At 39.9% G+C, this 21,624-nt stretch carries 17 protein-coding genes; 15 read left to right on the top strand and 2 right to left on the bottom strand.

Translation table 11 applies throughout. The features are described 5' to 3' along the window. The first annotated feature begins 85 nt into the window (after positions 1-85). The 3 genes from rhtA to Xmir_RS11595 all read left to right on the top strand — a co-directional run bounded on the left by rhtA (position 86) and on the right by Xmir_RS11595 (position 2,127). Positions 86-976 (top strand): threonine/homoserine exporter RhtA, encoded by an 891-nt coding sequence (rhtA, locus tag Xmir_RS11585; RefSeq protein WP_099114400.1) that lies wholly within the window; start codon positions 86-88, stop codon positions 974-976. Positions 977-1,208: 232 nt separating this feature from the next. Then, positions 1,209-1,715 (top strand): DNA starvation/stationary phase protection protein Dps, encoded by a 507-nt coding sequence (gene dps / locus Xmir_RS11590; RefSeq protein WP_099114401.1) that lies wholly within the window; start codon positions 1,209-1,211, stop codon positions 1,713-1,715. A 190-nt stretch (positions 1,716-1,905) separates the two neighbouring features. Continuing rightward, a complete protein-coding gene (locus tag Xmir_RS11595) occupies positions 1,906-2,127 on the top strand; it encodes an alkylphosphonate utilization protein (RefSeq protein WP_099114402.1) in 222 nt (73 codons plus the stop codon). 54 nt (positions 2,128-2,181) lie between these two features. Here Xmir_RS11595 and dinG read toward each other — a convergent pair whose 3' ends face one another. Next, positions 2,182-4,317 carry an ATP-dependent DNA helicase DinG gene (dinG, locus tag Xmir_RS11600; protein WP_099114403.1) on the bottom strand — a complete coding sequence of 712 codons (2,136 nt, stop codon included), beginning with the start codon at positions 4,315-4,317 and terminating at the stop codon, positions 2,182-2,184. A 236-nt stretch (positions 4,318-4,553) separates the two neighbouring features. Here dinG and Xmir_RS25210 point away from each other — a divergent pair, with 236 nt between their 5' ends. Continuing rightward, complete coding sequence (locus tag Xmir_RS25210; protein ID WP_167385972.1) at positions 4,554-4,709, top strand: hypothetical protein; 156 nt, start codon at positions 4,554-4,556, stop codon at positions 4,707-4,709. A 100-nt stretch (positions 4,710-4,809) separates the two neighbouring features. After that, complete coding sequence (gene sseA, locus Xmir_RS11610; RefSeq protein ID WP_099114405.1) at positions 4,810-5,649, top strand: 3-mercaptopyruvate sulfurtransferase; 840 nt, start codon at positions 4,810-4,812, stop codon at positions 5,647-5,649. Positions 5,650-5,752: 103 nt separating this feature from the next. Here sseA and Xmir_RS11615 read toward each other — a convergent pair whose 3' ends face one another. Further along, the gene (locus Xmir_RS11615) at positions 5,753-6,004 is read right to left on the bottom strand and encodes a GlsB/YeaQ/YmgE family stress response membrane protein (RefSeq protein ID WP_099114406.1); all 252 of its coding nucleotides are present in this window, start codon (positions 6,002-6,004) and stop codon (positions 5,753-5,755) included. Between the two features lie 403 nt (positions 6,005-6,407). Between Xmir_RS11615 and Xmir_RS11620 the strand changes: the two genes are divergently transcribed. The 10 genes from Xmir_RS11620 to Xmir_RS11665 form a co-directional block, all read left to right on the top strand. Beyond that, entirely contained in the window at positions 6,408-6,638 is a 231-nt protein-coding gene (locus Xmir_RS11620; RefSeq protein WP_099114407.1) for a hypothetical protein, read from the top strand. A gap of 17 nt (positions 6,639-6,655) precedes the next feature. Further along, positions 6,656-9,829 (top strand): toxin VasX, encoded by a 3,174-nt coding sequence (locus Xmir_RS11625; protein ID WP_099114408.1) that lies wholly within the window; start codon positions 6,656-6,658, stop codon positions 9,827-9,829. A 59-nt stretch (positions 9,830-9,888) separates the two neighbouring features. Then, positions 9,889-10,863 carry a hypothetical protein gene (locus tag Xmir_RS11630; protein WP_099114409.1) on the top strand — a complete coding sequence of 325 codons (975 nt, stop codon included), beginning with the start codon at positions 9,889-9,891 and terminating at the stop codon, positions 10,861-10,863. Positions 10,864-11,418: 555 nt separating this feature from the next. Next, positions 11,419-13,161 (top strand): type VI secretion system baseplate subunit TssF, encoded by a 1,743-nt coding sequence (locus Xmir_RS11635; RefSeq protein ID WP_099114410.1) that lies wholly within the window; start codon positions 11,419-11,421, stop codon positions 13,159-13,161. 12 nt (positions 13,162-13,173) lie between these two features. Then, complete coding sequence (gene tssI, locus Xmir_RS11640) at positions 13,174-15,183, top strand: type VI secretion system tip protein TssI/VgrG (protein WP_099114411.1); 2,010 nt, start codon at positions 13,174-13,176, stop codon at positions 15,181-15,183. Next, entirely contained in the window at positions 15,183-16,394 is a 1,212-nt protein-coding gene (locus Xmir_RS11645) for a DUF4123 domain-containing protein (RefSeq protein ID WP_099114412.1), read from the top strand. The genes tssI and Xmir_RS11645 overlap by 1 nt, the downstream gene beginning before the upstream one ends. A gap of 18 nt (positions 16,395-16,412) precedes the next feature. Beyond that, positions 16,413-19,541, top strand: coding sequence for a toxin VasX (locus Xmir_RS11650; protein WP_099114413.1), 3,129 nt, complete (start codon positions 16,413-16,415; stop codon positions 19,539-19,541). Then, entirely contained in the window at positions 19,542-20,522 is a 981-nt protein-coding gene (locus Xmir_RS11655) for a hypothetical protein (RefSeq protein WP_099114414.1), read from the top strand. 163 nt (positions 20,523-20,685) lie between these two features. Further along, positions 20,686-20,877 (top strand): hypothetical protein, encoded by a 192-nt coding sequence (locus Xmir_RS11660; protein ID WP_099114415.1) that lies wholly within the window; start codon positions 20,686-20,688, stop codon positions 20,875-20,877. A gap of 124 nt (positions 20,878-21,001) precedes the next feature. Next, positions 21,002-21,624: hypothetical protein (locus Xmir_RS11665; protein ID WP_145956889.1), on the top strand; the 623-nt coding region annotated here is incomplete at its 3' end.

The raw sequence follows: 21,624 nt of genomic DNA on the forward strand, positions 1-21,624 counted from the left end.
ACTGATAATACTGTTGAGTTATATCTGTTTCACTGCGAAGATGACACCCCCCTAATTAATACGTTGTAACTGAGGTTTTTTTTAAATGTCTCTTTCTAAACATCGGGCAGTTTCTTTTCCACTGTTCCCCATTATTTTATTGTTACTGTCGATGACATCAATTCAGGCCGGAGCCTCACTGGCTAAAACAGTATTCCATGTCATCGGTGCGCCTGGTGTCACAGCTTTGAGACTTGCGTTGGGAACAATTATTCTCTTTCTGATTTTTAAACCGTGGCGCCTGAAATTTCAGCGAGATTCTCTGATTCCTCTTTTTGCCTACGGTATTTCACTCGGGGCGATGAATTATCTGTTTTATATGGCCTTGTCCCGCATTCCTCTCGGCATTGCCGTTGCACTTGAGTTCACAGGGCCTTTGGCTGTTGCCATGTTTTCTTCCCGGCGCCCACTGGATTTTCTCTGGATTGCTTTGGTCATCGCCGGCTTAGGTTTTCTCCTGCCAATCGGGGATAGTGTCAGTACACTTGATCCTATCGGGATTTTGTATGCTTTAGGAGCCGGCGTCTTCTGGGCACTTTATATTATCTTCGGGCAACGTGCGGGGGCTGGCTATGGTGCCGCTACCGTTTCTATTGGTTCGCTGATTGCTGCCTTTATCTTCTTCCCAATCGGGTTAATACAGACTGGCCCTGAATTACTGTTTGATGTTTCACTGCTGCCTATTGCGCTGGGGATCGCCATTTTATCTACCGCATTCCCCTATACACTGGAGATGATTGCCCTCACTCGCCTGCCAGCCAAAACATTTGGGACATTAATGAGCCTTGAGCCAGCATTAGGCGCGTTATCAGGCATTATTTTCCTTAATGAGCATTTGACAATGACTCAGTGGGTTGCTCTTTTCTGTATTATTTGTGCTTCCATCGGCTCCACATCCACCATTAAACGAAAAACTAAAATAGAAAAAATAGAATAGTTATTTTTACCAAAATACTAGCTTATTTATTCAGACCGGAGGAAATTCAATATCCTCCGGTTTTTTATTTTCATGAAATATCTATCAATATCATACCCATCCATATCATACCTATTAATACCAATACCTATTAATGCAATAGGGATAAGCAATGTGGCTCACGAGAATTTGTCAGCTATAATTATCAAATCTAATGAGGCAATTCATTAATCGGAATTAAGGGAGCGCTATTATGAGTACAGCAAAATTAATCAAACCCCAAGCTTCTGGTCTGCTTTATACCCGCAATAATGTTGATGAAGATGTTAAACAGAGATCGATTATCGCCTTGAATCATATGGTGATCCAATTTATCGATCTATCCATGCTGACTAAACAAGCCCACTGGAATATGCGTGGCCGGAATTTCATTGCTATTCATGAAATGCTGGACAGTTTTCGCAGTGCCATTATTGAGCATCTGGATATATTTGCAGAACGCGCAGTTCAATTGGGTGGCACAGCATTAGGAACCGTTCAGGAAGTGAATAAACGTACAACGCTGAAAAGTTATCCAACAAATATTCATGACGTACAAGATCATCTTAAGGCGCTGGCAGATCGTTATGCCATTGTTGCCAATGATATTCGTCAGGCGATTGTTGATGCGGAAGATGAAGACACAGCAGATATGTTTACGGCGGCTTCCCGTGATCTCGACAAATTTTTATGGTTTATCGAAGCAAACATTGAGCAATAAATTAAAAATATTATTTCTAAAAATCTTAAGGCCACTTCTGTGGCCTTTTTTACATCTTTGCATACAATTGATAAGAAAAACATTTAAAAACAGCGGTTATATTCTAAAAAACCACACTAACCTTTAAAAAAATAATTTTTCTCTCTATAATCCCTGTTTGATTTAAAAATAAACATGAGGACGCCATACAATGGATAACGAAGTTAAAGACTCCAACGGTGCATTACTGAATGACGGTGATTCAGTTCAGGTCATCAAGGACTTAAAAGTAAAAGGGACTTCCAAGACCTTGAAACGTGGAACATTGATTAAAAACATCCGCCTGACTCATCGCGAAGATGAGATTGAGTGTAATGCTGACAAAATCAAAGGGTTAGTACTGAAAACCTGCTTCCTGAAAAAAGTAGTATAAATAACAGTTACAAACCTGTTTTTGGTTAAAGGATAAATAATGTTAAATTTTACATTATTTATCCTTTTTCATTAGCGCCAACGCCTGTTCCGAGGGAACATCAGGCCGTTCGATAGGAAATACAGGCAAAGAATTCAACAAACGTGGGCCATAACGTTTGGTCAATAACCGATTGTCATAAATCACCACGTCACCATAACACTCATGGCTACGAATTAACCTTCCCACTTGCTGAATCAAATTGAAGGAAGCACTTGGCAGGCTTTGTACTTCAAATGGATAGCGTTTCAATGACTTCAGCCATTCACTTTCGGTGATAATGACCGGATTGGTCACAGGCGGGAAGGCTATTTTATGAATATGTACCTGAGAAAGATAATCACCTTTTAAATCCAGCCCTTCTGCAAATGACTGCAACCCAATCAGAACGCTTGCTTGCCCTTCATCAATCCGCTTGCAATGTGTTTCTACCAACCGATAACGGGGTTGATCACCCTGTACCAATAACATCAACCGCAAATCTGTCACAAAAGTGAGGAAACCTTCCATCGCACGCTGACTGCTAAATAATATCAGCATTCCCCGATGCTTCCCGTCTATCACCTGCGAACGGAAATAACGCGCCATTTCCTCAAGATGCTGCATCTCATTTTGAATCGTCGGTTCTTGTGTCATTTGGGGAATAATCAAGCGCCCCTGCCGTACATGCTCAAAAGGCGATGACAGAGTAACAAAACGATCACCATAGTTTTCATGTAAGCCAGTCAGTTCCTGAATACGGGAAAAACTATTCAGCGAACGCAATGTCGCCGATGTCACCACAACATGGGGAATGTTACGCCACAGTAGCTGAGTTAGCTGTTCGCTGACCCGAATGCCTGCACAGTGAAAATAGAGATGTGATTGGTTTTTCTCATAGCGGCGTGTTAACCATTTTGATATCGGCGCGTGGGAAGATTCTTCCTGCGAGGCCAAACGCCACAATTTTGCCATATTCTCAAAATAGCCCAATGTCCGGCTGGTTTGCAGGATGGCACGATGCAGTCGGACAATATCCTGTTTAGCCGTTTGATCGTTCAGGTCATTTAAAATCGCTTCTACTAAACCACGTAAACCATCGGTGAGCTTAAATAACTGCTGACAACACAACAGCAAACTATCCGGTAACTTTCCCAGTTCGAATAAATATTCTTCCGCTTCACCGCGTTCAGGCAATAAAGCCTGTGTTATCATTGCCAACTCCTTAAAATGTTCACGGATTGCTTCACAATGAGCCTGCAATCGTGTGACATTTGCCAACGCAGGCGGTTTGGTTGGCCGGAATTGAATCAGATACTGCTCCACATGACGGATAAATGAATCTAACTGCCCATTAAGCTGGAATAACGTAATTTCCCCTTCAACTTCCAGCGAATCCCTTGCAACATCAGGGATATGGTGCCCTTCATCCAATACCAACAGCAGATTTTTTGCTTCCGGTAAAACGGATTCACTTTCCAGCGCAGCCATAACCAAAGAGTGATTGGCAACAACAACATCCGCATTGTCAATCTCCCGACGGGCAAGAAAGAAGGGACAACGATGATAAAACTGACAATTTCGCGCCAGACAATTCATCTTATCCGTACTGACTTTTGCCCACAGCGAGTCCGATAACGCCAGTTTATGATGATCACGCAGGCCGTCCCATACAAAAGTCGAGTAATCATTACGCAACCGACGACATAACTCACGCTCTTCACTATTGGTGATTTCCGTTTGATCTTCAACCAGAAACATCAGATCAATCTGCTCTCCCTCTGCGGCACAAATCGCCTCCAGATTACGTGGACAAACATAACGTGCACGGCCAAAAGCGCCTGTGAATTTCAGATCAGGAATAATCTTGCGTAACAACGGCAGATCTTTGCTGTAGATTTGATCCTGCAAGGCAACATTGGCCGTACTCACCACCAATGGTTTCTGTTCTGCCCGACTGACGGCAATCCCCGGAATCAGGTACGATAAAGTTTTCCCTACTCCCGTAGGCGCTTCTATCACCAAATGCCGCCCTTCTTCATCTGCCAGGGTTTTTGCAACTTCTGCGATCATTTGGCGCTGAGGTGCTCGTGGGATAAAACCATCAATATGGATGGATAATGCCTTATACCATTGGCTAATTTGATTTTTTATTGAACTGGAAAGTGCCATAAGTTTTACTGCTTAAAAATTGGAAGGCTATTCTCCCATAGAGTGAGTATCAAATCAGCTTCATATACTCATTACTGGGAAGTTGTTCCCAGCGTTCTGACTGTTTTACTGTCAATATGATAAAAATGGTTATTGCTTGTCTGAAGCATAGAAGCCGATATACTTTTGGCTTTCTATCTTTTGGCATTGTTTATGGCTGTTATAACGCTTTATTAAAAACCTTATTGGATACAGAGATGAAAAAAATCCTGCTCATTATCATCATATTATTTTCTATTGGCTCAATTGGTGGCGTCTTTCTGGCAGGGTTGAATATGTACACCCGCTCCACAACACCAGCAGAAGAGCCACAACAGACTCAGCAGGGAAACTCCCCAGTAGAGCAACAATAAATAAATTAGTTTTTATCGCAATACCTGATATTACAGTATCCATTTTTGACAATGTATCAGTTTGTAATATCCGGTATGACGACACCAGATGAGGAAGCTCATGAAAAATGAATATTTTGTCAGTCCACAATGGCTAAACGAGCATCTCCATGATGAGAATGTCGTTATTGTTGATGCCAGCGCCCCGATGCCTACTCAATCCATCGATTATCATCAACTCTGGTTAGATAAGCATATTCCCGGCGCTCAGTTCTTTGATCTTGATAAGGTTGCCAATTTACAGACCAATCTGCCTCACATGCTGCCAGAACCAGAAACTTTCTGTCAGGCGGTTAATAAAATGGGCATCAATGAAAACCATCTGGTGGTTATTTACGATCAGGGAAATATGTTCTCTGCTCCACGCGCATGGTGGACATTCAAAATTTTTGGTGCCCGCCATGTCCGCATTCTGGAAGGCGGGTTACAAGGCTGGCGACAAGCGGGTTATCCAACCGAATCAAGGGAAGTCGTTCGCCCGCCCGATGTGTTTAATGTTCAGTTTACCCCCGAAAAAGTCTGTTCTCAGGCGCAGATCCTGAATATCCTGCACAAGAATGAACCGATACAGTTTATTGATGCCAGAGCGGAAGACCGTTTTCAGGCAAAAGTGCCAGAACCTCGCCCCGGTCTGAGAATGGGCCATATTCCTGGTGCTAAAAATGTTCCGTGGACAGCATTGATTGACAATGGATGTTATAAATCCGTAGAAGAAATTGCAGCAATTTTTCACAAACAAGGCGTTGATTTAAACCAGCCGATTATTACCAGTTGCGGCTCTGGAATGACAGCCGCCGTTTTAGTATTGGGGCTTGATATGATTGGTCACAAAGAAGTTGGATTATACGACGGTTCTTGGGCTGAATGGGGAGCTGATGATTCACTTCCATTAGAAAAATAACGCTCGGAAAAATAGTTGATAAAAAATAATGATAGTAAAGGGCATTGAAATAACATGCCCTTTCTTGTTATTTATCATATAAGTTGTGAGCTTTAAGATAAAGTTACTGATTGGAAATTTTATGGTATACAAATAGGACAAGCATCGCGCCGATAACGGCAATAGCGAAGCTGCCCAAATTAAAACCATCAACTTTTCCCATTCCAAAGAATGTGCTGATATACCCTCCCACAACAGCGCCCACAACTCCCAGAATCACTGTCATAATGATGCCGCTGCTGTTATTTCCCGGCATAATCCACTTAGCCAGGATCCCGGCAATTAAGCCAAAGATAATCCATGACAGGATACCCATATACAACCTCCGAATCTGATTAAATTATTTGTTTAAGAGTCAAGTTATGTTTCTATGCCCTAAGTTAAGACACTAGCCAAAAGAATTGCAAATCAGAAAGGAAAAGAGATTTTTCAACTGTAATGAAGATGTCTTCATAATCACTTTAACTTATTGAATAAATTACCACAGCCGCTCAGCAATAGAGAGCTGGTGAAGGGTTATTTGATAATAGTGGTAATGCCTCCAATCGTTAGATTCCTCTATCGTGTGTTTTAAGCTTCTAATGTTTTTGCGATGAATAAATGGGAATAAAGGAACAATATGTTCGCTATTTTCTGTTTTGACATACACCCGACAGTGTATATATTAAGCGATTATTTTTAATTCATAAGAATTAGTAAAGGTTTTGCGCTTACCTGAAATGAATAAACTAAAGACCCAACCTGAACGGTCGCCAGAACAGAAAGAACAACTGCCAGCTTTTATGGTGCAACAAGCCAATTTTGTTTGTCTGGCGGGTTTCACTCAACAGCGTTCCATTCTGTATCTAGTAGCGGGAAGAAGTCTGATGCGGGATAACGAAGCACAGGTGCAAGAGGTGCGGGCACTGACTTGTTATGAGTATTGTTTTAAGAACCAGATTACAAAATAACATAGGAAAAAAGAGAAATGGACATTGTTGATCCTATTTTCACAAAAACTGGTGAAGCTGTTGATACAGCTTCTGCAAAAGCAAAACAAGCTTTTGAAAAGATGGTTGATGAGGCGAAGGCACGCATACCTCATGAGTTGGATATGGATACCGTTGTCAGGCCATGTGATCTCAATATCCGGCCTGTTTATCCTGCCAGATATGCCTATATGAACTTTTTTGATTCAGCAAAGGACTCAAAAGCTGAGTTGCCATCCCCAATATATGATTATATTGACCCAGAAATTCTATCCCTGTTTCCGACAGATGGCTATTGCATTCGAATGCCTAGAGCTGGTTGGATATATGTAAAGGAAGAAGAACCGTTAAAAACACGGGGATCTCAACATAAAGGGAGGTTATTAATTTTTAAGTATGGTCCTCAAGTTGTAGAGATAAAAGACGGTATAAGAGGATTAATTGTAAAATATACCCAATATGAAAGAAAAGCAGGTAACGCATCCTGGGAAAAAATACAACCTGCTAATGGTTCAGCGGGATTAGGCTATCCTTTTCTGGCTCTTAATAAAGACGTATCTAAAATTAGTATTGTTTATAGTGAAGTTTCATTTTCTGAACGAATTTTAGACAAAATAGATAAAGATGAATCTTTTCGCAGAAATGCAATGCAGTTTGTTGATCTGGATGATGAAAAATCTTCATATGCTATTGATGCCACAGAGGAGCATATAGAGGCTCTAATAGAAGAATTTAAAGAGGCTGAAAAACAATTTCATCGCTATCATGAACATTTGCAAGACCTGCAAGATCCAAACGCACCTCCCATCAATCTTGGTGATTTAACTACAGAAGATACTTATGCAATGGATGTCGATCTGGTAATGCGTCAGATGGACAGTGTGCGATGCCCGTATTACAAAGATAAAGCTAAAATTGTTGTTTTACACGATCCAGTCGGATACCAGCGTGATCTTTTGAATGTACATACTTTGCTTTCTATTTGGCAGAGAAGTTACATGGCTACCAATATGTATCCCCTCACAATAGGCCAATTTATTGAGCAACTGGAATATGCAGTTGTAAATAACTTTACGCTGAGTGAACAATTCAAAGACAACATCCATTTAGATAATTGGCGAACTTGGTGGCCTAAGCTTATAGATCCGATTAAAGACGTAAATGAAACTCAGGAGGCGATTGTTGCTTTATATAGGGGGTTCTTTGAAGACCCAGGCGTTGCTGATAAATTAGGTGGGCTGACTCATTATTTCAGTAACTTCTTCTCGGTGAATGAGAAAAAAGATGATCTCAGTGAAGAAGATGCCAAAGAATTTAAGGTATTTTGTACTCTTATTTCGGAGTTGCTTGGGCCACTAAAAAGCTCAGATGCAGGAATGTCTACATCACTGCGTGTATTAGCGGGGGATCTTGCCTCAGAATCTAGTAGCACTTGGGATGTTGCTCTCAACGGTGTTGCCAACACGTTAGCGCATGATGGAGCAAACAAAGATGTAATGGCAAAATATTTTACCAAAGGAGTAGATAAATTATTAAATGCCACGGCTGAAATCATTGCACATTTATTTGTGGTTGGAGCGGAAAAAGCAAATCAAATATCAACTTATGCCTATGCAGGAAATGTCGAAAAGTTAAACCAATATTTCACTATTAAGTGTTTGTCTTTTTTAGGCGTTGAAATACAGAATGGAAATCATGTTGTATTAGATGAAAAATCGTGGAATAAGTTGTTAAAAAAACTAGAAGAATATAAAAATCAAGGAATTCCAGGTAAAATTAAAGGAGGTATGGCTAACATTAATACTGAGCTGAAAAAATGGGGCGGCAGAAAAGTCTTTAACTGGTTTAAAAGAGTTGATAATTATACTTATGAGTTATACGTAAAAGTACCTACAATTAAATTTAATAAACCAAAGTTCAGCTATATGGTTGCGGAGCATTTTAAGGCACAGACCAGTGTGTTGTTTGATTGTAGTTTGAGTGGATTAGATTTGTATATGAAAATGTATACATTTTACTCCCTAGCATCACAATCTAATTTCGACCAAAATGATCCACTGAAAGCGAGTAGCAGAACTCTTTATATCCGTTTGACATATTTGAATACAGTCATTGGTGGAATGGTTGCAGCAAGAAATGTTTCTGAGCTCTTAGGAAAGGCAGCAGCAAGGGCGGAATTACTGGCACAGAAAATAAATCGTCCTGTAATAGGAGCTTTGTTGGGAACTGCATCACGTAATCTTATGTTAAATAGCGATTATGTAAAAATAATAGCAAAGAGAGCTGTGGTGGCAACGGGAATTTTAAGTGGAGGGCTTTCATATTATGATGCTTATCATGCTTTTTCTTTAGGTAATGAAATGGAAGGTTATTCACACGCCGCTATTGGTACAGGTACATTTATAATGACTGGTACATTTTTGTTAGCCACTCCGGCAACTGGAGGCGCAATTGGAGCAGGGGGAGCCGGGTTAGCATCATTGGGAGGGCCTATATTTTGGACGGGCATGGCATTAGCCGGAATAGGTTATATTGGTGTGATTTTATTTAGTAAAGATGAATTTGAAAGTTTATTGAATAACTGTTTCTGGGGAAGGGGAAGTAAGTATGCTTTTTGGGATACCAGAAGGCCGAATAATATAAATGAACAGTTTTCTAAGGCCAACAGAATGAATAACGAAACAAGAAAAGCATTTTTAGTTGAACAACAAGAATTTTTAAATCTTTTTATTAGACCAATTTTAAAAAAAGAAAACAATAAAAAAGGAAAAGTAATTTATACTTTTCTACTACCTAATTTTAGATTGGGAGAATCAGAATTTGTTTATAAAATATCGAAATCTTCTTATGGTGAAGAAGGAAAGAAACACTCTAATTATTATTTCACATTTATAGCTTATGAGAAGGCTAAGGAAAGATTTGAAAGTTTAATGGAAGAAGCTCTATCAAATATATTTCATAAAAACAAAAAATTAGGTGATAAAAATCCAATTGATGAAAACGGTACTCTTACTTTTTCATTAAAAATTGAAGAGGAACATGTTAATTATTTAAAACTTTCTTGGTACTATATGCCCACTGAGGATACTATTTCTCCTTTACGTTATAAGTGGGGAGAAGAACCAATATGGGAAAATGCAATTTACGGATATAATGATGATAAATTACTCTAAATTTTAATTTAGATAAAAAAGTTAATTGTAGAATTATTAATAACAAAAGAGTTTAATAAATGAACAATGAAAAAACTAATAAAATAAGAGTAAGTCGACTATCAGCAGTGTGTGATCCTCTTTTGAAGGAAGACATTGGAGTATTAGATAAGGAACAATTAGAAAATGAGGGAACTGTTGAATTAATTAATGATGAAAATTGTGTAATAATTAACGAAACTAACAATTATCGAAATAATATTATTATTCCTGCTCTTATTGGTTTTTTATTAGGATTTTGTTTTTTTATTAATGATTATATTAATGATTGGAAAGGCAATGAAAAATTTTACCTTGAGATGGTTACTATTGCTAAGGAAAGATATGGAAATGAATTTTATTTAAATCCTAAACTCCCTGAGTATTTTAAAAAATATGAATATATTAGCCATTCCAAAAACATATCAATATTGCAATATTTTCATATTCGTTATACGGATAGTGGGTTCTATAAAAAATCCACAGTGAGGTATGATTTATTACTAGACGGAGGTTTTTTCCTGCTTTTCCTTACTGCGAATTCTTTCTTCTTATATTTGCTATTTTTCTCTCGTAAATTAGCTCCATTTGTTATTGACAGAGAAAAGAAAATTTTTTACACATGGGCAAAAGGTAAAATGTATATTGCACGCTATACACAATTAGAGGCTGTGCATTATAAAAATGTATTGCTTTTAAGAACTTATGGCTTTGATGAAAACAATAACCTGCTTATTCATACCTTCAGACCTCGTATTCCTAATATCCACAATGAAAGAATAGGTAAAGCCTATCTCTTGACCTTTATAGCGAAATACTTAATTCAAGGAAAAGAGGCGGTCAGTTCAGTCGATTTTCAACGTCAAAGAACGTTATTTGCATCGCTATTTATTTTACGTCAAGAACCAAAACCAACTGATTGGGAATCTCAAATCGAAGATATTTTGGTTGAGTTAGATAAAATTATGCCTCCAAATATATCTCAGGTTGAGGAGATATCTAAGGACAATATTTGATGAAAAGAAATTAAGTGCTGAAAAAATTAATAAATAGAATACAGAGCGTTTATTAGCGCTCTGTAAAACCACTTTAACAAATGATGGGAATTTATTTTTATAAATACAGCATGTTAGATGTTTTATGTAGGTTTTTCAGTACCGCTCCCCTGTCCTATCGGTCGTGGAAATCTGCAAGAAACGGGAGTCTGTCATAGTTAGATTCCCCCTATCGTGTATTTTAAGCTTTTAATGGCTAACTCATCAAAATTGCTTATTAATTTTAAATAAAAATACTTAGATACTCTAATGTTTTCTCGATGAATAAATGGGAATAAAGGGACAATATGTTCGCTATTTTTTGTTTTGACATACACCCGACAGAGTATATATTAAGCAGTTCTTTTTAATTCATAAGAATTGATAAAGATTATGTACTTACCTGAAATTAATAAACTAAACATATACCCTGTGTATTTCAGGATGCCAACAACGCTAACGCTGCAACTTGAAGGACGGGTATAAATGCAAAGTGGTCATTCTCACAACATGCCGCTTTAGGAAAAGGAGTCAGTTGTGAAATCGTTTGAGTATTATTATCAGTGGGAACTTGATTACCTAAGACAACTTGCAAAATCTGCGCGTGAAGAGAAACCACATCTTGAAGATGTACTGAGTGGCAGGGATCCTGATGCTGAAAGGGTTAATGAGGGCTTTGCTGCTTTAATGGCCCGTTTGAGTCAGAAAGTCGATGATGCTTTCCCTGAGTTGACTCAGCCGTTACTGCAAAGATTACGGGCACAGCCGATCAAAGGTATCCCTGCGACCAGTATGATTCAGTTTGACAGTGGCACGCAGGGGGATTTTGCTTTTTCCGTACCGGCAGGAACAGAAGTTCATACGCATCATCGACAGCCATTTGTCACTTGCCGAGAATGTCCTATTGAGCCTTTGATATTAGTGTCACGTGAAATTACACATCAGGTACAGACGACTAAAATCACCTTAAAATTTCGTTATATTGGTAAAGAGGAAGAGTGGCTGACCCAGCCGATTAATTTATTCCTGAGCAGTGATGAGCAGGTTGCGGATGCCCTGATGCTGGGGCTGACTCAATATTATGATGGTGCTGAACTGTATCACGACGGTCAAGTTTATAAAGCACACGGAGATCGGTTTGAACCGCGCTCAGGCGCTTCCCGATTGGCTCTGTCATCTGCTGTCGGGGATAACTGGGCGCCACAATTGTTAGTTGAGTCTTTTTACCTGCCACATGTTAACCAATTTCTGAATTTACCTCTGCCGACCATGGCAAAGCGATTAAAACTGGCAAAACATCGTGAATTCAGTGTCGTTCTGACCTTGAATACAGTATTGCCATTGTCAGCAGCTCAAATAAAGTCTGCATTCCAGCTTCATTGTGCGCCTGTGGTTAATATGGCGCGTAACAGCCAAGTGACACTTCCCTTTGCCCCAGAAACAGCACGTTATCGTTTACCCTTAATGCCAGCTCAGGGTGTTCTGCATATTGCAGGTATTGAACTGAAAAATGAGCCAAACACAGAAGAGGAACGACGCGGGGATGAATACCTGTTTTATCCGGTCAGCCTCCTGACAGGTATGGAACGTTATCACCCAGAGTACGACAAGGCTTGGTTCTATGCGCTTGAAATCAGCAAAGATGCGCTGGGCAGAATACAGTATGAGCTGATTTTCTATGACAGCAAAGCGGAGTTGATGCGTAAACCACCTGAGCGTGAATTCATTTGCCATTTTTATGGCTTTGAACAACATCAGGCACCTCTTGTACTGGGTGAGATCTGCCAGACGGGAGAAAATGTTCCCGAAGTTTTTCAATTAAAAAATATCACTCCCACTTCACAAACTTATCCTCCGATTGTTGATAGCCATCGTCATTGGGATTTGTTGTCACATTATTCTGTCGGCAGCCATTTATTGGAAATGAGCGCGTCAGTCAAACAACTACTACAGGATTTTGATCTGTATGCAGATACTGATCGTGCGTCCAGCCGGAATATCCGGCGCATGATCGGCGGGATCGCCAATATAGAGGCAAAATGGGGTGACAGGATAATCCGGGACAGACCCGTTCGCTGTCTGCTGGTTACCCTGATGCTGGATGAAAGCGCTTATACCGATGCCGGCGAAATGTATCGATTCGCCAATTCACTCTACCAATTCTTCCCGTTCTGCCTTGCACAGGGGACATGGCTGCGAATGCGCGTGCTCAGCCAACCTTCAGAAACGGAATGGTATCTGTCACCTTCAATGATTCAGGGTTATCGCTCAATTATGTAAGGAGTTTCTACAGTGGATGGATTAGTTTTTACTTGCCAGATAGGTGCACTACCGCAGACCACGTTTCAGGTAGTGAATTTCAGCTTACAGGAAGGGTTATCACAACTGTTTCACCTGTCTATGACAGTAGTCAGTTCTTTTGACAACGTGGCACTCAATAAACAATTGGGTTCCAGTGCCTCTCTGACGGTGATTAGAGATGGCGTCATTGAGCGAACTGTTAATGGTGTTGTGGCTGGAGCCGAACAGGGTAATACCGATGGGCGACAAACCTATTACACTTTTATTATTCGCCCGGAAATGTGGTTGATGACCCTCAATCAGGATAGCCGGATTTTCCACCATCAATCCGTGCCGGATATTCTCGGTCAATTACTGAAAGAACATCGCATCAGGGCAGACAGCAAGTTTTACAAAGATCACCAGCAGCATTCAATACGGGAATATACCACTCAGAAACGCGAATCCGCTTATGAATTCTGGTGCCGACTGGCGGCGGAAGAAGGCATCGTGTTCTGGTTCGAAGAGGACAAACTGTTTTACAGCAATTCCCACCTCGGCATGTTGGCTGCGTTAACGCTGACCTACAACGTACAGGCAAACACAGATAGCAGTGACTCGACAGCATGGCAGTGGAATTACGGCGAATACCTGTGCCCGGATGAAACGCTCCATAAAGATAATAATTTCCTGCGTCCTTCCTATCCTCTGCAACATCTGTCTACGCTGGAACATGGAGGGGATCATTCTGTATTTGAGAGTTATGGCCGTTTTCAGAGGGATGCAGAAGGCCGCCCTTTCACCCAATTGCGTTTGGAGCAGTTGCAGAACCAGAGCAAAGTCGGTAAAGCAAGTACCAACTGTATCAAATTAAGACCGGGACGGATCTTTGTTCTGCAATCCCACCCGATTGCGACGATGAATGATCGCTGGCAGGTGGTTACTATCACGCATCATGGACATCAACCACAAGCTTCTGGAAATGCGGGAGAAGGTACGACGCTGACCAACAACGTTTCCTTTATTCCGGGGCGGCAAGACTGGCGCCCGCCATTCCGTTACAAGCCACTGGCAGATGGGGATGAAGTGGCAACTGTCGTGGGGCCGGAAGGTGAAGAGATCTATGTTGATAAACATGGCGCTATCAAAGTTCATTTCCATTGGAATCGTTACGATGAAGCAGATGACCGCGCTTCCTGCTGGGTGCGTGTCGCGCAGGGCTGGAATGGTGATGGCTATGGATTTATGGCTATTCCGCGTATTGGTCAGGAGGTGATTATTTCCTACCTGAACGGGGATATTGATCGTCCAATAGTGACGGGCTGTACCTACAACGGCCGTAACCGCCCGCCGCTGGATCTGCCGGCGGAAAAAACGCGTACCACCTTCAAGACCCACACCCACAAAGGTGAAGGGTTTAACGAATTGCGCTTTGAAGATGCGAAAGGCAGTGAAGAGATCTATATCCACGCCCAGAAAGACCAGCTTATCCAGATAAACCACGATAAAACCCAACGCGTTGGTCACGATGAAAGCCACCATGTCCTGAACAACCGCAAACATGAAATCGGCAACGATGAATTCATCCGGATCATGCGTGAACAGCACATCCAGATTGATCTGAACCAGTTTGAAACCATCACCAAAGATCGCAAAACCCGCATCAATAACAACTGGCAGGAAAATATCTTTGCGGATCACCTGCAAGAAGTCGGGCGGGATAAGACCGCCAGAATCAACAACAACTATACCCTGAATGTGGTCAACAACATCCAGAGCCTGACGAAAGTCCATACCCTACAGGCCAGCGAATCCGTGCTGATCAAAGGCAAAGCGGGGTCGATTAAGCTGGATGGTTCAGGGGTGACGATCACCGGCAAAATCACCCTGCAAGGGGATGTTTCGGTCACGGGGGGCAGTCCGGGCACGGTGCCATCACTCAGCGGATCAGCCAATGAAGGGTTGGCAATGGCAGAGGATTGCCGGGAAAAAGCCCGTAAGCAGCAGGAGCCATCAGAATAATGTCCTGGATACCCGATTATACCGAACATTGGATAGTGGATTATTCCTATGCCACGCAACAAGGTGAACACTACTCTGCCCGGGCGATTGTCCATGCAGCGAGCAAGCCACAGGCTCTATCGTCGCTGGCGGAATATGTCTTACAGGCGGGACATTCACCGGGGCAATACCAAAATATTCAGCCGTTGCCTGAATACCTTGCTGCCAGCTCTTATATCGAATTGCCGCTATTGCGGCAGTTCCGGCAAGGGGTGGAGCGGAATGCACGAGTGATCCCGCTAAACGAACACAATATCAACACCCTCTTGCCTGCCGAGCGTGGCGTATTGCAGTTCGCTGTGACGGAAACCATGCCCGCCAAAGAGAGCAGACAATACCGCTATATGGTGATTGATGCCACGGTTTACCGTCGGGTCATGGGCAGTTTTATCGTGCCTGACCTGATGGTCTCCAACCTGCGATGGGAAAGCCTGTTTCAGGGGGAAACCCAAATCACGCTCGAAGACAGCGCCCCTTATCTGGTTGAATTAACCGATGACACAACAGTGCATTCTGCTTTTCAGCAGAAGATCACACAGCCGATCACACCGGAACCGGGAATTTTTATCGACAGTGACCAGCCATTTCCCGTGATCCGTAATCACCTGCGTAAATTCACCTATCTGAGAAATGAACAACAACAATCATGGGTGTTTTATCGCTTCTATGTGCCGCAAGGCTTGCTCCCGCTACTGAAAAGCCTGCCGGATGAACAACTGATGCACTTTATGCGCCCGATAACGCGCATCGGTTATTTCGATAGCCAGACAGCGCAGTACTATGCCCTTTCTTTGGCTGAAAACACATTAGATCAGGAGAAAACAGCACCCGTGGCAATTAACCCCTATCTGATAAATCTATTAGCGGGGCAAACCCAAGAGCGGGCGGTGGCTCAAATAGTGAAATTTATTGCAGAGACCCAACCTGAACTGTCGCCAGAACAGAAGGAACAATTGCCAGCCTTTGTGGTGCAACAGGCCAATTTTGCTTGTCTGGCGGGTTTCGCCCATCAGCGTTCCATTCTGTATCTGGTAGCGGGCAGAAGCCTGGCGCGGGATAACGAAGCACTCTGGCAGCGGGCATGGCAGCATGCCTGTACACAAGCACAGGCGCAAGAGGTGCGGGCGCTGGCTTGTTATGAGTATTGTTTTAAAAACCGAGCATTAAGTTAACACAAGGAAATAAGGTAAATGGAAAAATCGATATTAACGAGCGTGAATGACGCTCTTGAGACAGCCGCGGAAAAAGTGGAAAAAACGTTTGAAAAAATTGTCGATGAGGCGAAGGCACGCATACCTCATGAGTTGGATATGGATACCGTTGTCAGGCCCTGTGACGCCAATATCCGGCCGGTTTATCCTGTCAGATATGCTTATATGAATTTTTTTGGTGACAAATGGGTAAATGCTCAATTACCGCCGCCAATAAGGACTTTTATTGATCCTGATGATAATTCATTAAATGCAAGCGTTCTGGGGGGCTATAGCATTCGAATGCCAAGACCGGGTTGGATCTATGTCAAAGAAGAAGGGCCAATTAAAACCAGGGGTTCCCAACAAGATGGCAAGTTATTGATTTTCAAATTCAGCCCTGAAATTGTCACATTAGAGGGCAAAAGGGGAATGGTCACAAAATACACCAAATATGAGCAAAAAGCCGGAAGCTCATCGTGGGAAGAAATCCACCCTGCCAGCGGTACAGCGGGATTAGGCTATCCTTTTCTGGCGATTGATAAAGATGTGACCCAGATCAGCATCGTTTACAGTGAAGTCAATCTGGCTAAATCTGTCCTGAATAAGATGGATAACGATAAAAACTTCCGCAAGAGTGCGATGCAATTTGTGGATTTAGATAATGAAGCATCAGATTATGCCATTGATGCCAAACAAGAACATTTCGACGGATTAGTGGAAGATTTCAAAGATCCTGAAAAACAATTTCAGGCATACAAAAATCAATTATCCGATCCGCTTTTACAATCTGCTGATTTGGGAGATATCACGACTGAAGGCAGTTTTTTCATGAATGCAGATATGGAAATGCGTTATATAGACAGCCTTATCTGCCCTTATTACAAAGACAAGGCAAAGATTGTGGTATTGAACGATCCTGTGGGATATCAGCGTGATATTTTAATGGCTTATGAGTTACTTAATCTTTGGGAGCTAAGCTATTCTGCGACAAATATTTATCCTCTTACTATAGGGCAATTTGTTGAGGTAATAGCTGCATCAAAGGATGAAAATATTAAAGAATATTTTAAAGAACATATTCATCAGGAAAATTGGAAAACCTGGTGGCCTAAACTTACCGATCCCATTTTAGATGTAAAAAAAAGGCAAGGAAAAGTTCTTGAAATATATAAAGAATTTTTTGAAAGTCCGAATATTGCAGGTAAATTAGGTGGTTTATCACATTATTTCAAGTATTTTTTTTCGTTGAGTGATAAAAAAAGTGATCTGACAGAAGAAGATGGTCATGAATTTGAAATACATTGCGATCTAATTGCAGAATTAATGCAGCCATTACAGAGAACAGTAGAGGGAGCGTCGACATTAGAACATATTATTGGTGGTAAACCTGCATTAGATGAGGGTAGTGCATGGTTTGTTATTAACAATGGAATCGTCAATACGTTAGGACATGATGGTGCTCAAAAACCATTGATGGCAGAATATATAACAAAAGGAATAGATAAAGTTCTTAGTGCAACAGGTGAAGTACTAGGGATGTTTCTTGCATGGGGAGCCGAAAAAATAGCTCAAGGTTCTGCCAGCTTATATGTAAAAAGTATTGAAAAAGTAAACCAGATTTTTACCAATAAAGTGTTTAACACGTTGGGAGTAGAAGAATATAAAGGGTCTGTTTTATTGACAGAAAAAGAAGTGGCAAAATTAATCAATGATCTGGAGAAATATAAACAACAAGGGCTGATCGGGAAACTGAAAGAGTGGGGAAAAAAAACCAAAGCCAACGTTCAAAAAGAGGGAGGAAAGGCAGTATTTAACTGGTCAAATCGAATTAAAAATTATACGGGAGATTTGAAACTAAAAATACCTACCATTAAAATTAACAGCCCAAAATTTAATATTAAGCTTATGCAACATTATGATAAGTCTCTTAGTATTGTACTGGATTGCAGCCTAACTGGATTTGATCTTATTATGAAAAGTTATACATTCTATACCTTGTTGTCGCAATCTGGTTTTGATAGAAATAATCCACTGCACGCGAATCGAAAAATTGTGTATTTAGCTTTTACTTACCTGAATACGACACTTGGTATGGCAATTGCAGCACGCAATGCTTCTGAGCTTGTCGGGAAAGGGCTTGCAAAAGCAGAAGCACTAGCGAGAAAAATGAATCATCCTGCGGCAGAAGCACTATTAGGTGCTGCATCACGCAGGCTTATGTTAAGTAGTACCCATATAAAACTGCTGGCAAAGGGGACGGTTGGGATAACTGGGATTTTAAGCGGGGGGCTTGCTTATTATGATGCTTATCAAGCTAAGGCTTTAGGTAGTCATAAGGAAGCGTATGCACATGTTGCTATTGGTACCGGTACATTAATGATAACTGCTGGATTTTTGGGACCATCACTTTTAGGCACAAGCGCTGGAACAGCAGGAGTAGGAACATTCTTTACCGGTATGGTATGGGTGGGAATTCTAGGCATGCTGGCAAGTATTGCCTATTTAGTTTTTTTTGGAAAAACCCAATTGGAATATTTATTAATGAATTGCTTTTGGGGAAGTGGTGATAAATATTCATTTTTGGAAATGGGTTTTAAACGACCTGAAGATATAGCACTCCAATTCGGCAAAGTTCGAAAAATGGATGATAAAGTAATTAATACATTTAAGGTAGAATATCAAGAGTTTTTGAATTTTTTTACTAGGCCAATATTAAAAAAGGAAAGTAATAAAAAAGGAAATATGGTTTATCATTTTATGTTGCCGAATTTTCAATGGGAAAGATCGGAGTTAGTTTATCATGTTTTACCATCATCTACTGTTACTTCCAGAAGTGATCACACCATTTATGTAAATGAGCGTCATTATGCTAAAGCTAAGCGGAGATTTGATGAATTAATGGAACAAGTCCTCTCCGAGATAATTTATAAAAATGAAAACCCCATTGATGAAAATGGCATTCTTACTTTGACATTGGAAATAGAAGAAGAATATGCTCAATATTTAACAATTTTTTGGTACTATATGCCCAAAGAAGATGATATATCACCCTTGCGTTATCAATGGGGAGAAGAGCCAACAGTCGAAAATGCGATTTATGGATATTTTGATGAGAAGGTACGTTAAATGATAAACTCAATAAAAAAGTGGCTAGCTAGAAAGACTGAAGGTAAAGTAAATAATGATATCAGAATTAACCGGCTCTCAATAGTGTGCGATCCTTTCTTGGATGAAGACATTGGAATTCTGGATAAAGAGCAAATAAAAACAGAGGGTTTTATTGATTTAATTGATGATAAAAAATGTGAAATACGATATGGCAGGAGTAATTATCGTGAAAATATTTTACTTGCTTCTTTAGCTGGGTTTTTATTAGGATTTTGTTTTTTTATTGATGATTACATTACATCATGGAAAGCTAATGAGAACTTTCATTTAAGTATTGTTAGTGATATTAAAGATAAATATGGGGAAGATTTTTATCTAAATCCTAAATTGCCTGATTATTATAAAGCTTATGAGTATATTGCTGATGCAGAGAGCATTTCTTTTTCTCAATATTTTCATATTCTTTATATGGATAGTGGTTTTTACGGTAAATCGAGAGCTCAACAGGGTTTATTGCTAGATGGTGGTTTTTTTATATTTTCCATTACAATGATTTTAATTCATTTATGGGTACTATCTTTAATTCGTAAAATATCACCTCTTGTTATTGATCGGGAAAAACAACTGTTTTATACATGGCGTAAGGGAAGAATGTATGTTGCACGTTACTCTCAAGTCGATGTTGTTAATCTATATGATGTTCTGTATTTCAGAGCTTATGGATTTGACAAAAATAACAAACTGATGATTTATGATTTTGAACCCCGTATTCCTAACTTAATAGACGACATAATAAGCAAAAAATATTTATTGGCTTTTATGGCAAAATATCTGATTCAAGGAAAAGAATCTGTCAGTTCAGTGGATTTTAAACGCCAATCATCAATATTTTCTTTACGTAAGAACTCAAAACCAGCAGATTGGGAACAACAAATTTCAGTAATTTTAGCAGAGTTGGATAGGCTTGGTCCACCGAAAAGGGCTACTGATCCTAAATGATAGTTGGAATATATTAATATAGTTAGTTATATTTTTATTTCAGAAAAAATAGCACCGAAGAATACTATAATCATATCGGTGCTAATTTTAAGGATTAAAAAATTATATTATAAATAGTTACTTTATTATCATTTATACTAAATTGTTATATGAGATTGTTTTTATGACTAAGGATAACAAAATTAAATTAGCACGACTGTCAACTGCTTGCGATCCTTTCTTGGATGAAGACATTGGCATGTTGGATAAAGAGCAAATAAAAACAGAGGACTTTATTGATGTAATTGATGATAAAAATGTGAAATACGATATGGCAGGAGTCATTATCGTGAAAATATTTTACTTGATTATTTAGCTAGTTTTTTATTAGGTTTTTGTATTTTCATTAACGATGTTATTAATACATGGAAAGCGAATAAGGAAAATAACCAACGTTGGAAAATGCGGTTTATGGATATGAAAATGAGGTATTACGTTAAATGAATAAATTCATAAAAAAATTACTCAAAAAACTTTTTAGAGTGAAGACACCTCCAACAGCGCCATTATCTACATTTAGTGATCCTATTCTGGAGGAAAAGCTAATTCTGCTGGATAATAAGACCGTGAAACGTGCAGTATTTTTGGATGCAATAAATAGCAAGGAATGTCATTTTCGTCATAATCTTATCAGAGTAAGAAAAGAAGTTATAGTACCTGTGATGATTGGGTTTATGTTAGGTTTTGGATTTTTTATTAGTGATTTTGTTAAGGGATGGAAAGCTAATGAAGAAGATTTTCTTTGGTTCTTAAAAGATGCAAAAGAAAGCTATGGAGAGAAATTTTATTTAAATCCCAATGCACCTGCATATACTAAATCATTACAGATAATATCAGATGACAAAAAGGTATCGTTATTAGAATATCTCCATATTAAATATTCTAATGATAGCTATTATGGTGAAGAAAGGGCTAGGCGATATCTGATTATAGATGCAAGTTTCGGATTGTTTTTTCTGAGTACCAACATTCTTCTTATCAGCATATTTTTAAGGTTACGTAGGCCTGCAAATTTCATCATTGATCATGAAAGACAACTTTTTTACACTTGGAAAAAAGGAAA

Source organism: Xenorhabdus miraniensis (assembly GCF_002632615.1).